At 66.4% G+C, this 13378-nt stretch carries 12 protein-coding genes and 1 pseudogene; 7 read left to right on the top strand and 6 right to left on the bottom strand.

Features of this window, described 5'->3' with window-relative positions; all coding sequences use genetic code 11:
• Positions 1-10: 10 nt before the first annotated feature.
• The 4 genes from ACUTAF_RS20280 to glcD form a co-directional block, all read right to left on the bottom strand.
• The gene (locus ACUTAF_RS20280) at positions 11-409 is read right to left on the bottom strand and encodes a heme-binding protein (RefSeq protein ID WP_445581651.1); all 399 of its coding nucleotides are present in this window, start codon (positions 407-409) and stop codon (positions 11-13) included.
• Positions 410-482: 73 nt separating this feature from the next.
• A complete protein-coding gene (gene glcF, locus ACUTAF_RS20275) occupies positions 483-1700 on the bottom strand; it encodes a glycolate oxidase subunit GlcF (RefSeq protein WP_445581650.1) in 1218 nt (405 codons plus the stop codon).
• Positions 1701-1703: 3 nt separating this feature from the next.
• Positions 1704-2759 carry a glycolate oxidase subunit GlcE gene (gene glcE / locus ACUTAF_RS20270; protein WP_445581649.1) on the bottom strand — a complete coding sequence of 352 codons (1056 nt, stop codon included), beginning with the start codon at positions 2757-2759 and terminating at the stop codon, positions 1704-1706.
• Positions 2759-4258 (bottom strand): glycolate oxidase subunit GlcD, encoded by a 1500-nt coding sequence (glcD, locus tag ACUTAF_RS20265; protein WP_445581648.1) that lies wholly within the window; start codon positions 4256-4258, stop codon positions 2759-2761. The genes glcE and glcD overlap by 1 nt, the downstream gene beginning before the upstream one ends.
• Positions 4259-4498: 240 nt before the next feature.
• On the opposite strand from glcD, the gene glcC reads away from it, so the two are divergent.
• From glcC to ACUTAF_RS20250, 3 genes are all read left to right on the top strand, one after another.
• Positions 4499-5269, top strand: coding sequence for a transcriptional regulator GlcC (glcC, locus tag ACUTAF_RS20260; protein WP_445581647.1), 771 nt, complete (start codon positions 4499-4501; stop codon positions 5267-5269).
• A 151-nt stretch (positions 5270-5420) separates the two neighbouring features.
• On the top strand, positions 5421-6395 hold the full coding sequence (locus ACUTAF_RS20255) for a GGDEF domain-containing protein (protein ID WP_445581646.1): 975 nt from the start codon (positions 5421-5423) through the stop codon (positions 6393-6395).
• A gap of 44 nt (positions 6396-6439) precedes the next feature.
• Positions 6440-7045, top strand: coding sequence for a glutathione S-transferase N-terminal domain-containing protein (locus tag ACUTAF_RS20250; protein ID WP_445581645.1), 606 nt, complete (start codon positions 6440-6442; stop codon positions 7043-7045).
• 112 nt (positions 7046-7157) lie between these two features.
• Here ACUTAF_RS20250 and ACUTAF_RS20245 read toward each other — a convergent pair whose 3' ends face one another.
• The gene (locus ACUTAF_RS20245) at positions 7158-7934 is read right to left on the bottom strand and encodes an alpha/beta fold hydrolase (protein WP_445581644.1); all 777 of its coding nucleotides are present in this window, start codon (positions 7932-7934) and stop codon (positions 7158-7160) included.
• A 97-nt stretch (positions 7935-8031) separates the two neighbouring features.
• On the opposite strand from ACUTAF_RS20245, the gene ACUTAF_RS20240 reads away from it, so the two are divergent.
• Positions 8032-9462 (top strand): HD domain-containing phosphohydrolase, encoded by a 1431-nt coding sequence (locus ACUTAF_RS20240; protein ID WP_445581643.1) that lies wholly within the window; start codon positions 8032-8034, stop codon positions 9460-9462.
• A 440-nt stretch (positions 9463-9902) separates the two neighbouring features.
• On the opposite strand, the pseudogene ACUTAF_RS20235 reads toward ACUTAF_RS20240, so the two are convergent.
• A pseudogene (locus tag ACUTAF_RS20235) lies at positions 9903-10960 on the bottom strand (ISL3 family transposase); the annotation flags it as partial.
• Positions 10961-11055: 95 nt separating this feature from the next.
• On the opposite strand from ACUTAF_RS20235, the gene tnpA reads away from it, so the two are divergent.
• The 3 genes from tnpA to tnpC all read left to right on the top strand — a co-directional run bounded on the left by tnpA (position 11056) and on the right by tnpC (position 13314).
• The gene (gene tnpA, locus ACUTAF_RS20230; RefSeq protein WP_003284819.1) at positions 11056-11373 is read left to right on the top strand and encodes an IS66-like element accessory protein TnpA; all 318 of its coding nucleotides are present in this window, start codon (positions 11056-11058) and stop codon (positions 11371-11373) included.
• Entirely contained in the window at positions 11370-11705 is a 336-nt protein-coding gene (gene tnpB / locus ACUTAF_RS20225; protein WP_010562499.1) for an IS66 family insertion sequence element accessory protein TnpB, read from the top strand. The genes tnpA and tnpB overlap by 4 nt, the downstream gene beginning before the upstream one ends.
• A gap of 61 nt (positions 11706-11766) precedes the next feature.
• Entirely contained in the window at positions 11767-13314 is a 1548-nt protein-coding gene (tnpC, locus tag ACUTAF_RS20220; RefSeq protein ID WP_445578482.1) for an IS66 family transposase, read from the top strand.
• Positions 13315-13378: the final 64 nt, after the last annotated feature.

The raw sequence follows: 13378 nt of genomic DNA, 5'->3' as shown, positions 1-13378 counted from the left end.
GCGTCCGTCCTTACACTGCCGCGATACCCGCCTTGGCCACCTGCGCGTCCTGTTCGGCCTTGACCCCGGACACGCCCACCGCGCCGATCACCTGACCGTCCACCAGCACCGGCACGCCGCCTTCCAGCGAGGTGAGCAGCGGCGCGCTGAGGAAAGCGCTGCGGCCACCGTTGACCATGTCCTCGTAGCCCTTGGTTTCGCGGCGGCCGAGGGCGGCGCTGCGCGCCTTTTCGGTGGCGATATAGGCGCCGATCGGCGCGCAGCCGTCGAGGCGTTCCAGGGCCAGCGGGTGGCCGCCGTCGTCGACCACGGCGATGGCCACGGCCCAGCCCTGTTGCTGCGCTTCGCTGCGGGCCGCCTGGAGGATCTGGGCGACTTCGCTCTGGCTGAGTACGGCTTTGTGCTGCATGGCATACCTCATTCTTGGCTTTTCTCCCCTCGCCCATTTATGGGAGAGGGGCCGGGGGAGAGGGTTCAGGCTTTCAGCCCATCGCCTCCTCGACGATTTCGATCCAGTGCCGCACCGGCGTACGCCCGGCGCCGTCCAGGTGGCTCTGGCAGCCGATATTGGCGGTGACGATGGCGTCGGGCTTGCCGCTTTCCAGGGCATTGAGCTTGTTGTCGCGCAGCTGCCGCGACAGCTCCGGCTGGGTCAGTGAATAGGTGCCGGCCGAGCCGCAGCACAGGTGGCCGTCCGGCACGGCGGTGAGGCCGAAGCCGAGGCGGCTCAGCACGCCTTCCACGGCGCCGCCGAGCTTCTGCGCGTGCTGCAGGGTGCAGGGGCAGTGGAAGGCCAGGCGCTGCTGCGCGCGTACCTGCAGCTTTTCCAGTGCTTCGCCCTGCAGCACTTCGACCAGGTCCTTGGCCAATGCGCTGACCCGCGCCGCCTTGGTCGCATAGGCCGGATCGCCGGCGAGCAGATGGCCGTAGTCCTTGACGAAGGCGCCGCAGCCGCTGGCGGTCTGTACTATGGCTTCGGCACCGGCTTCGATGGCCGGCCACCAGGCGTCGATGTTCTGCCGCGCGCGGTTGAGCCCCGCCTCCTGGGCGTTGAGGTGGTAGTCGACGGCGCCGCAGCAGCCGGCCTCGCGGATCGGCGTGACGCCGATGCCGAGGCGATCGAGCACCCGCGCGGTGGCGGCGTTGGTGTTGGGCGACAGCCCCGGTTGCACGCAGCCTTCGAGCATCAGTACGCGGCGCGCGTGCTGCACGGTCGGCCGTGGCTTGGCCGGGCGAATCTGGCGTGGCAGCTTGGCCTTGAGCGTGGTCGGCAGCAGCGGGCGCAGGGCCAGGCCGGTCTGGGTCAGCGCCTTGAACAGCGCCGGGCGCGGCACCACGGCGCGCAGGCCCTGGCGCAGCAGGCGCTCGCTCAGCGGCCGCGGCACCGCCTGTTCGACCAGATCGCGGCCGATATCCAGCAGGTTGTGGTACTGCACGCCGGACGGGCAGGTGGTTTCGCAGTTGCGGCAGGTCAGGCAGCGGTCCAGATGCTGCTGGGTCTTGGCGGTGACCTCGCCGCCCTCGAGCATCTGCTTGATCAGGTAGATACGCCCGCGCGGGCCGTCCAGCTCGTCGCCGAGCAGCTGGTAGGTCGGGCAGGTGGCGTTGCAGAAACCGCAATGCACGCAGGAGCGCAGCACCCGCTCGGCTTCCTCGGCGCGCGGCAGACGCTTGGCTTGTTCACTCAGGTTGGTCTGCACGGCTTATACCTCGGCGTACATGCGGCCAGGGTTGAAGATGCCCTGGGGGTCGAGCTGTTGCTTGAGCTGACGCTGGTAGCGCAGCAGCGGCGCGGCCAGCGGCTGGAAGGGTTGTTCGGCTCCTGCGGCGAAGCAGGTGGCGTGGCCGCCGAGCTTGGCCAGCACGCGCTGGATCAGCGCGCCATCGGCGTCGGACTTGAGCCAGCGCTGGGCGCCGCCCCAGTCGATCAGCTGGCGCCCGGGCAGGTCGAGCAGGCCGCTGTTGGCCGGCAGCGACAGGCGCCACAGGGTGCCTTCGCCGGCGAAGAACGGCAGGCGCTGTTCGCGCAGCTGCTGCCAGTAGCCGTTGTCGATTTCCTCGCCGCCGAGGCGCTGGCGCGCAGCCTGCACCGAGCCCTCGCCGCCCTCCAGGCGCAGGTGCAGCGCCGCACCGTCGTGGCTGGCGGCGCTGATCGGCAGCGGCTGCTGGCCCCATTCGGCGAGCTTGTTCAGCGCGTGCAGGGCGTCCACTTCCAGGCGCAGGCTGAGCGCCTGGCGCGGCTTGGGCAGCACCTTGAGCGACACCTCGGTGAGCAGGCCGAGGCAGCCGAAGCTGCCGGCCAGCAGGCGCGACAGGTCGTAGCCGGCGACGTTCTTCATCACCTCGCCGCCGAAGCGCAGCAGCTTGCCCTGACCGGTGATCACCCGGGTGCCGAGCACCTGGTCGCGCACCGAACCGGCCCAGGGCCGGCGCGGGCCGGACAGCCCGGCGGCGACCATGCCGCCCAGGGTGGCGCCATCGCCCAGGTGCGGCGGTTCGCACGGCAGCATCTGGTTGTTGGCCTCCAGCGCCGCCTCGATCTCGGCGAGCGGCGTCCCGGCACGGGCGGTGAGCACCAGCTCGGTGGGGTCGTAGCTGACGATGCCGCGATGCTGACGGGTGTCCAGCACTTCGCCGGTGGTGGCACGCCCCAGATGGGCCTTGCTGGCGCTGCCCTGGATGCGCAGCGGGGTGGCGCTGTTCAGCGCGTGGTTGACCTGTTCCAGCAGCGCGGCGCTGGCGTCGAAATCATGCGACATCAGAAACGCTCCAGTTCCGGGAAGGGCAGTTGACCGTGGTGCACGTGCATGGCGCCGAACTCGGCGCAGCGGTGCAGGGTGGGAATGTTCTTGCCCGGGTTGAGCAGGCCGGCCGGGTCGAACGCCGCCTTCACCGCATGGAACAGGGTGATTTCGTCGCTGTTGAACTGCGCGCACATCTGGTTGATCTTCTCGCGGCCGACACCGTGCTCGCCGGTGATGCTGCCGCCGACCTTGACGCAGAGTTCGAGGATCTTGCCGCCGATGGCCTCGGCCCGCTCCAGCTCGCCGGGCACGTTGGCATCGAAGAGGATCAAGGGATGCATGTTGCCGTCGCCGGCGTGGAACACGTTGGCCACGCGCAGGCCGTACTCTTCGGACAGTTCGGCGATGCCGCGCAGCACCCCGGGCAGCTCGCGGCGCGGGATGGTGCCGTCCATGCAGTAGTAGTCCGGCGAGATGCGCCCGACGGCGGGGAAGGCGTTCTTGCGCCCGGCCCAGAATTTCACCCGCTCGGCCTCGTCGCGGGCCAGGCGCACTTCGGTGGCGCCGGCTTTTTCCAGCACCGCGCGCACGCGCTCGCAATCGTCGGCCACGTCGGCCTCGACGCCGTCCAGCTCGCAGAGCAGGATGGCCTCGGCCTCCACCGGGTAGCCGGCGTGGATGAAATCTTCGGCGGCGCGGATCGCCAGGTTGTCCATCATCTCCAGCCCACCGGGGATGATGCCGGCGGCGATGATGTCGCCCACCGCGCGGCCGGCCTTCTCCACCGAGTCGAAGGCCGCCAGCAGCACCTTGGCCACCTGCGGCTTGGGCAGCAGCTTGACCGTCACCTCGGTGACGATGCCGAGCATGCCCTCGGAGCCGGTGAACAGGGCCAGCAGGTCGAAGCCGGGGGCGTCCAGGGCATCGCTGCCGAGGGTCATGAACTCGCCCTCGACGGTGAGAATCTCCACCTTGAGCAGGTTGTGCACGGTCAGGCCGTACTTCAGGCAGTGCACGCCGCCGGCATTCTCGGCGACGTTGCCGCCGATGGAGCAGGCGATCTGCGACGAGGGGTCCGGCGCGTAATACAGGTCGAAGGGCGCTGCGGCCTGGGAGATCGCCAGGTTGCGCACGCCGGGCTGGACGCGGGCGAAGCGCCCTTCGCGGTTGATCTCGAGGATCTGGTTGAAGCGCGCCATCACCAGGAGGATGCCCTGCTCCAGCGGCAGCGCCCCGCCGGACAGGCCGGTGCCAGCGCCGCGTGCCACCACCGGTACGCCGCGGGCGTGGCAGAGCTGGAGTAGCTGCTGCACCTGCTCGATACGCTCGGGCAGCACCACCAGCATGGGCGTGCTGCGGTAGGCGGACAGGCCATCGCACTCGTAGGGCGTGAGGTCTTCCTCGGTGTGCAGGATGTCGAGGTCGGGCAGGTGCTGGCGCAACTCCGCCAGCAGGGCGGCCTTGTCGACCTTGGGCAGCGCGCCGTCGATGCGCTCGTCGTACAGAATGCTCATGGCAGGCTCGCTTCGGGAACGTTGTTCTTGTAGGCGGTCATGCTGCGACCTTGGGCCGCATAGTTAGGCGTCGTCTGCGCCTGCGTCCATCTTCGTGGGTGCTGGTAGGACCAGTTTTTTCTGTCTGGCTACAGCCGCGAGTTGGCCAAAAGTCTTAGCCAGTCTTGCTTGTGGGCGCCGCGTGGAGTGGCTAAGGTCGATCTGTAGAAATTGGTACGACCAGTGCGGTGGAGGTGGCGGATGGACGGGAAACGGGGTGCGCGGCGCCAGGTCAGCGATGTGGTGGCCGAGCGCATCGAGCGGCTGATCGTCGACGGCGTGCTCAAGGTGGGCCAGCCGCTGCCGTCGGAGCGGCGCCTGTGCGAGAAGCTGGGCATCTCCCGTTCGGCGCTGCGCGAGGGGCTCAAGGTGCTGCGCGGGCGCGGCATCATCGACACCGCCCAGGGTCGCGATTCGCGGGTGGCCAAGCTCAGCGGCGAGGGCGATGCCAGCCCGCTGATGCACCTGTTCAACTCGCAGCCGCGCACCCTCTACGACCTGCTGGAAGTGCGCGGCCTGCTCGAGGGCGAGTCGGCGCGCCTGGCGGCGCTGCGCGGCACCGACGCGGACTTCGTGTTGCTGACCCGGCGCTACGAGGAAATGCTCGCCGCCCATGCCCAGGAGCAGCCGGTCGATCCGCGCGAGCACGCGCGCCTCGACCACGCCTTTCACCTGGCCATCTGCGAGGCCTCGCACAACCCGGTGCTGGTGCACACCCTGCAGTCGCTGACCGACCTGATGCTCAGCACCGTGTTCGCCTCGGTGAACAACCTCTACCACCGCCCGGCGCAGAAACGGCAGATCGACCGCCAGCATTCGCGCCTCTATCACGCGGTGATCGAGCGCCTGCCGGAACAGGCGCAGCGCGCCGCGCGCGACCATATCCACAGCATCCGCGACAACCTGCAGGAGATCGAGCAGGAAGAGCAGCGCCTGGTGCGTGCGACCATGCGCCTGGAGGGCTGGGGCTAGCCTCCCGTCGGTGCGCGGCGAGCGCCGGCGGCCCCGGAGTGGCGCGCCGCGGGTGGTGGAGCAGGGCCGGCTGGATTGCGGCGCTTGCCGCCGGTGGTCGGGCCTGGTGTATAAGGAGCGGGCAGCCGTATCCGCCGCCAGAGGATTGCCCGTGAACCAAGCCATCGAAACCGACAGCGCGGTCTACAAGACCCTGCTCGAATCCACCAAGGCGATCCCCTGGAAGATCGACTGGAAGACCATGACCTTCGCCTATATCGGCCCGCAGATCGAGAGCCTGCTGGGCTGGGCGCAGTCCAGCTGGGTCAGCGCCGAGGACTGGGCGGCGCGCATGCATCCCGAGGATCGCGAGCAGGTGGTGGCCTTCTGCGTGGCGCAGTCGCAGAACGGCGTCGACCACGAGGCTGACTACCGCGCGCTGACCGCCGCCGGCGACTACGTGTGGATTCGCGACGTGGTTCACGTGGTGCGCGACGACAAGGGCGAGGTCGACTCGCTGATCGGTTTCATGTTCGACATCAGCGAGCGCAAGCGTACCGAGCAGCAGCTGATCAGCCTGCAGAAGCAGCTCGAGGAGCTGTCCTACAAGGACGGCCTGACCGGCGTGGCCAACCGGCGCATGTTCGACCGGGTGCTGGCCAGCGAATGGGCCAGCGCCCAGCGCAGCCGCCAGCCGCTGTCGCTGATCCTGCTCGATATCGACCACTTCAAGCAGTACAACGACCATTACGGCCACGTCCAGGGCGACGACTGCCTGAAGCGCGTCGGCCAGGCGCTGAGCGGCGCCGCCAGCCGTCCGCGGGATTTCGTCGGCCGCTTCGGCGGCGAGGAATTCGTCCTGGTGCTGCCGGAGACCGACGCCGCCGCCGCCCGCCATATCGGCGAGCGCTGCCGGCAGATGGTGCGCCAGCAGCGCATCCCCCACGAGAAATCCACGGTGGCGCCGCTGCTGACCATCAGCCTCGGCGTGGGCACCACGGTGCCCGAGGCCCAGGATCGCGCGGTGGACTTTCTCAACGAGGTGGACCAACTGCTCTACCGGGCCAAGCAGCGCGGCCGCGATCGCCTGGAAATGGCGTCGACGCCGGGCCAGCCGACGCCCGGGCAGGAGCGTGGCTCGGGCTAGAGCTCATCGGTAGATGCGACGAGCCCCATGAGGAGAGTAGAAACATGCAACTGATCTATGCCGCCGCTTCACCCTTCGCCCGCAAGGTGCGCGTGCTGGCCTTTGAGACCGGGCTGCTGGCGCGCATCGAGTTGCTCGACACCGCCGTGCTGCCGACCACCCTCAACGAGCGGGTCAACGCGCTCAACCCGCTGGGCAAGATCCCGGTGCTGCTGAGCGACGACGGCGAGGCGCTGTACGACAGCCGGGTGATCTGCGAGTACCTCGACACCCTGCACGACGGCGCCCGTCTGCTGCCGCAGGACGATAGGCGCTGGCCGGTGCTGCGCCTGGCGGCGCTGGCCGACGGGCTGATGGACGCCGCGCTGCTGGCTCGTTACGAAAAGGCCGTGCGCCAAGCCGAGCAGCAGTCACAGACCTGGCTGGAGGGGCAACTGGGCAAGGTGCAGCGCGCCCTGGCCGAGCTGGAGTGCCAGGCCGACCGGCTGCAGGGCCCCGTCGATCTGGCGCAGATCGGCGTGGCCTGCGCCCTGGGCTATCTGGATTTCCGCTTCGCCGAGCTCGACTGGCGCGCCGCGCATCCGGCGCTGAGCCGGTTCCAGCAGGCGTTTGCCCAACGTCCCTCGATGCTCGCCAGTGCGCCGGCCTGATCGAGATGCGTCGCCGCGCGGAGGCTAGTCGCCCCCAGGCATGAGCAAGGCGCGCGCCATCGCTGGCTCGCGTCCTGCCCGTTGCGGCAGGCGCGGGCGTTTGTCGCGGGTGTTACTTGCCGGCTCGCGCCTCGCTCTCCTGCACCGCCTGGAGTATCACCTTGGCGACGTCCTCGGGGCGCGATTGCTGCGGTACGTGGCTGGCGGCGAGCTCGGTGGTCTGAGCGCCGATCTTTTTGGCGAAGTCGCGCTGCATCTGCGGCACGATCATGCGGTCGTCGCTGGCGACGATGTACCAGGACGGCTTCTGTTGCCAGGCGGCGACGCTGGTGCGCTCCTCGAAGGCGGCGGCGCGGATCGGGCCCTGGGTGGCGCTCATCACTGCGGTCTGCGCGGGTGGCAGATCCTGGGCGAAGTCGGTGGCCATGCCCTGCGCCGTCAGGTACAGGAAGCCATTCTTGTCGGCCACTATCTGGCTCGAACCGGGCGCGGTGCGATAGCCCTCGTAGAGCTCTCCGGTCGCCTGCCCCGGATTGGGTGCGAAGGCGGCGACATAGACCAGACTGCGCACCTTGTCGTCCGCACCCGCCTGGCTGATCACCGTGCCGCCCCAGGAGTGGCCGACCAGCACCACGTCGCCGTCCTGATTGTTCAGCACGCGCTGGGTGGCGGCGACGTCGTCGGCCAGCGAGGTCAGCGGGTTCTGCACCACGGTAACCTCGATGCCTTGGTCCTGCAGCAGCGGCACGACCTTGGCCCAGTCGGAGCCGTCGGCGAAGGCGCCGTGGACGATCACCACCGAGGGCTTGGCATCGGCGGCCTGGCTGCCGGCGGTGAAGAAGGGGCTGGCGATGGCGAATGCCAGGATCAGCGGCTTGCTATTGAACATGGTGGAATCTCCTGTGCTTGAGGGAGCCCAGTGTCGATAATGCGCCGGTGTCCCGGTATCGGTCGTTTATCCGAGGTCCGCCAAAAAGGAGAGCTGCATGCAGGTGAGTGGCGCGGTCGCGCTCGAAGACGCCATGCTGGCCCTGGCCATGGTCGGCGATCTGAGCATGGGTCAGCCCATCGACCAGTCGCGGCGCACCGCACGCCTGGCGCAATGGCTGGTACAGGCCTGCGGTGGCGATCGGGCGCAGGCGGATGCCGCCCGCCAGGTGGCGTTGCTGCGCTGGTCGGGCTGCACGGCCAACGCCGAGGGCTTCATGCATTTGCTCGGCGACGACGTCGGCGGGCGCCGCGCCATGCTCGCGCAAACCCTGGATGAGGCGGGGCAACGCGCCATGCTGCGCACCACGCCGCTGGCCCAGGTGCATTGCGAAGTGGCCGGCGATATCGCCCGCACCCTCGCGCTGGAGGTCGCGGTCGAGCGTGGCCTGCGCCATATCTTCGAGTGTTTCGATGGCAGCGGTCGCCCGCTCGGCCTGCATCACCCCGATGTCCCCGAAGTGGTGTATCAGGTCGTGCTGGCTGGCGACCTGGAAATCCTCTCGCGGGTTCACGGCCTGGAGGCAGCGCTTGAGTGGATCGGCGCTCAGGGCGACCGCCGCTACCCGGCGGCGCTGGTGGCCGAACTGACACGCCACGCGGCGGACTGGCTGCAAGCCCTGCGCACGCCGGACGAGATCAAGCCCACTGCCGGGACCGAGGTTCCCCTGACCCTGGTGGGCGATGTGATCGATCTCAAGCTGCCCTGGCTGGCCGGCTATTCACGCCAGGCAGCCGTGCTGGTACGCGATGCCGGGCGGCTCTGGGGCTTGCCCGAGCCGCGTATCGAGCTGCTCGCCAAGGCGGCGCTGATCCACGGTCTGGGCCGGGCAGCGGTGCCCAATCGAATCTGGAGCACGCCCGGTCCGCTGCTGGACGGCGAGCTCGAATCGATACGCCTGGTGCCCTACTGGACGCACCGCGCCTGCAGCCAGATCGGCGGCCTGAACGAAGCCGGGCAACTGGCTGCGCATGCCTACGAGCGGCTCGATGGCAGCGGCTATTTCCGCGCCCTCGCCGGCGATGCGCTGCAGGCCGAACACCGCCTGCTGGCCGCGAGCCTGGCCTGGCAGGCACTGCGTGGCGCACGCCCCTGGCGCCCGGCGTACAGCGAGGAACAGGCCGCACGGCTGTTGCAGGACGAGGCGCAGCAGGGCCGCTTCGACCCGCTTGCCTGCCAGGCGGTGATAGCCGCGGCGCGCGGCGAGCAACGGCCAATGGCTGCCAGGGCGGGCAACGGCCTCTTGAGCGAACGCGAGACGCAAATCCTGCGGCGCATCAGCGCCGGGGCGAGCAACAAGGAAGTGGCGCGCGACCTGTGCATCAGCCCGAGCACGGTGCGCACCCACGTCGAGAGCCTGTTCCGCAAGCTGCAGTGCTCGACCCGCGCCGCCGCGACCTTGAAGGCGCTGACCTTGGGGTTGATCTGATCCCCGCGGAGCTGTCGAACGGACAAAAGAAAAGGCCCCGGGTTTTCACCTGGGGCCTTTCGCTATCTGGCGCATCCGGCGGGATTCGAACCCACGACCCCTCCTTCGGAGGGCAATGCGGTACAGGAATCTTGGTTGGCGGCAAGCACAGTTAAGTGCCTCTAAGTGCCGTGTGGCAAGGCTTCCGACCTCTAACCCAATCGACCGTCTATGACTCTTGGGGGCACTTAAGGGCAGTCACCTTAGGCACAAAACCGAAATTCTATATTTCGATCTTTGACCACTGGCCAGATCTATCGCATGGTCAGCCGGTCAGCGTGGAATACGATAATCTGGAAATAAAGACGATCTAAGATCGCCCTGGCTCAGGCTTCAAACACCGAGATCTTTCTGAAGCAGAGCGCGGCTCAGCTGAGATCTGATCATGCCAAATATTTGGTTCATCGCATTTTCCCGGGGAAGGCGGCCTTGATTTTCAGGAAGAAGTAATCGACGTCCCTGAAGCCATAGGCCATGCGCTTGATCACCTTGATCCGGTTGTTTACCCCCTCCAGCAGGCTGGTGTGCATGTGGAATCGCGCACTGGCGAGGATGCCCCGAGCATAACGCTGGAGGTTGCGGGCAAAGCGTTGTAGCGGCGCCAGGTCGCTTTCCTGAGCATGCCTAAGCCAAGTTCGCCAGCGCCTCCAGCCCTCCCGTACGCTGGGCGCGTACCAGACCTCCTTCAGTGCATCCTTGAGTACATAGACCGTAGCCAGTGGCTGGTTGGCCGCCAGCAATTCCTGCAGCCGAACAGCATGATCCTCCTTCAGGTTGTCTCGATTGCGCAGCAGCAGCCAACGGCTTTGCTTGACTACTTGGCGAGCGGGCTTGTCATGACGCAAGGCATTGGCCTGGTCTACCCGGATACGGTCGATTACATCGCGCCCGTAGCGGGCGACCACGTGGAACAGGTCGTACACGACTTCCGCCTGTGGACAGTGCTGCTTTACTTCCAAGTCGAAGGCCGTGTTCATGTCCATCGCTACAGCCTCGATCTGTTGGCAGTGTTTGCCGAGCTGCTCGAAGAAGGGGCGTATGGCTTTCGGCTGTTGCCCAGGCCAACCCACAGAACACGGGTACGCTCGGCATCCATGATCACCGTCGCGTAACGATGGCCTTTGTGCAGGGCAAACTCGTCCATCACCAGGCGGCGCACATCGCCTGGCTCGAAGGTGCCAAATGCGGCCTGGAGACGCCGCTTGTCCAGCGTCTTGATGGTGTGCCAGTGCAGCCCGGTGAGCTGGCTGACATGGCTGATGGTTAGCAGCTGCAGCAGGCTTTCGATCCAGGTGCACAGCCGGCGGGTCATCCGTGAGGCCGGGGCCAGCCAGGAAATGTGCTCGGTCACTCGCCCACACGTCAGGCAATCCACTCGGCGTACAGGGAGTCGCAACTGGACGCGCTGATCGAACAGATCCCGGTCACGAACGAGGCGAATGCGTCGGTCATGGGTAAGCGTCCAGCCAAGTCACCTTCCGAACTCCAGCATTAAGGGCGATGGTGTCCGCGTATTTTTAAGCGGACGCGTTCGTCCTTAACGTTAGGATTTCCATGCGCCAACGAAGCTCTTACCCCAAACCGTTCAAGGTCCAGGTCGTTCAGGAATGCCTACAACCGGGTGCGACCGTCTCCAGCGTTGCCATCCGCCATGGCATCAACGCCAACGTCATTCGAAAATGGCTACCGCTTTACCGAGATCAGCTACCCGCGGTGTTGCCGGCGTTCGTTCCATTGAGGGCTACGCCCAAACGGCCGACTGCAGCATCGGTGATTATTGAGCTATCGCTTGGCGAGCAGTCAGTCACAGTGAAATGGCCAGTGTCCGATCCTGACGGCTGCGCCCGCTTTGTCCGGGGGCTTGCCCCGTGATCCGCATCGATAGCATCTGGCTTGCCACTGAGCCGATGGACATGCGCGCCGGCACCGAGACCGCATTGGCCCGTGTAGTGGAGGTATTCGGTGCGGCGAAGCCGCACTGTGCTTATCTGTTCGCCAACCGCCGCGCCAACCGCATGAAAGTGTTGGTGCATGACGGTGTAGGGATCTGGCTGGCCGCGCGGCGATTGAACCAGGGCAAGTTTCACTGGCCAGGCATCCACCGCGGCTCGGAAGTTGAACTCGACACCGAGCAGCTTCAGGCTTTGGTGCTCGGTTTACCTTGGCAGCGGGTTGGTGCAGCCGGTGCGATCACAGTGCTGTAGCGACGGCCATTAGCCCATCGCTTTATCTGCGCTGATCGCCTGCTCTGGCACAATCAGCGGCATGACTTCCTTGCCCAATCTCGACCAACTGACACCTGAGCAACTGCGCGCACTCGCTGCGCAGTTGCTGTCGCAAGTCGACACGTTGGGTAAGACGGTTGAAACGATGGGCAAGAAGATCGACCGCGATCAAACCGTCATCGAGCAGCTCACCCATGAAATCGCCTGGTTCAAGCGACACAAGTTCGCCAAGCGTAGCGAGCAACTAAGCCCTGACCAGGGCAGCCTACTGGATGATTTGCTCGACACGGACATTGCCGCTATCGAGGCGGAACTGAAAACCCTCAATCCTCCGGCGGCTCCGGCTGAACCCCGCCAACAGCCCAAGCGCGCACCGCTGCCAGCCCAGTTTCCGCGTACTGTGATCCGTCACGAGCCGCAGAACACTCAATGCGCCTGCGGCTGCCAGCTGCAACGCATCGGCGAAGACATCAGCGAAAAGCTGGATTACACGCCGGGCGTGTTCACCGTCGAACAGCACGTGCGTGGCAAATGGGCCTGCCGTCAGTGCGAAACACTGATCCAGGCGCCGGTACCAGCCCAGGTGATCGACAAGGGCATCCCCACTGCCGGCCTGCTGGCTCACGTGATGGTGGCCAAATTTGCCGACCACCTGCCGCTGTATAGGCAAGAAAAGATTTTTGGGCGCGCTGGCCTGGCCATCGCCCGCTCGACGCTGGCGCAGTGGGTCGGACAAACCGGCGTACAGCTCCAACCATTGGTCGACGCCCTGCGCGAGGCGGTACTGGCGCAAGGCGTGATCCACGCCGACGAAACCCCCGTGCAAATGCTGGCCCCTGGCGAGAAGAAAACCCACCGGGCTTACGTCTGGGCATACTGCACCACACCCTTCGCCGACCTGAAGGCCGTGGTGTATGACTTCAGCCCCAGCCGGGCTGGTGAGCATGCGCGCAATTTTCTGGGTCAGTGGAGTGGCAAGCTGGTCTGCGACGACTTCGCCGGCTACAAGGCCAGCTTCGAGCAGGGCATCACCGAAATTGGCTGCATGGCCCACGCCCGCCGCAAATTTTTCGATCTGCACGCAGCGAACAAAAGCCAGTTAGCCGAACAGGCGCTGCACTCCATTGCCGGGCTGTATGAAATCGAGCGGCAAGCACGGCACATGAGCGATGAAGAACGCTGGCGAATACGCCAGGACAAGTCTTCACCGATCCTCGATGCGCTGCATGAATGGATGCTGGCCCAGCGTGATCGAGTGCCCAACGGATCAGCCACGGCGAAAGCCTTGGATTACAGCCTCAAACGCTGGCTGGCTCTGACTCGCTATGTCGAAGATGGCTCTGTGCCCATCGACAACAATCAGGTCGAGAACCAGATTCGACCATGGGCCCTTGGACGCTCGAACTGGCTGTTTGCCGGGTCGCTGCGCAGCGGCAAACGGGCGGCGGCGATCATGAGCCTGATCCAGTCGGCGCGCATGAATGGGCATGATCCGTACGCCTACCTGAAGGATGTGCTGATGCGGCTGCCGACACAGCGGGCCAGCGAGATTGGCCAACTACTGCCGCATCAATGGGCACCCGCCTGAATTACGCAAGGTGAGTTCGGCAGACGCTTACGGTCATGGATCAGAGGGCAGGGCTGCTGACAGC

It is taken from the genome of Pseudomonas sp. SP16.1 (assembly GCF_052682975.1).
Note: the sequence above shows the minus strand (reverse complement) of the source record. Positions and strands in the feature narration are given on the sequence as shown.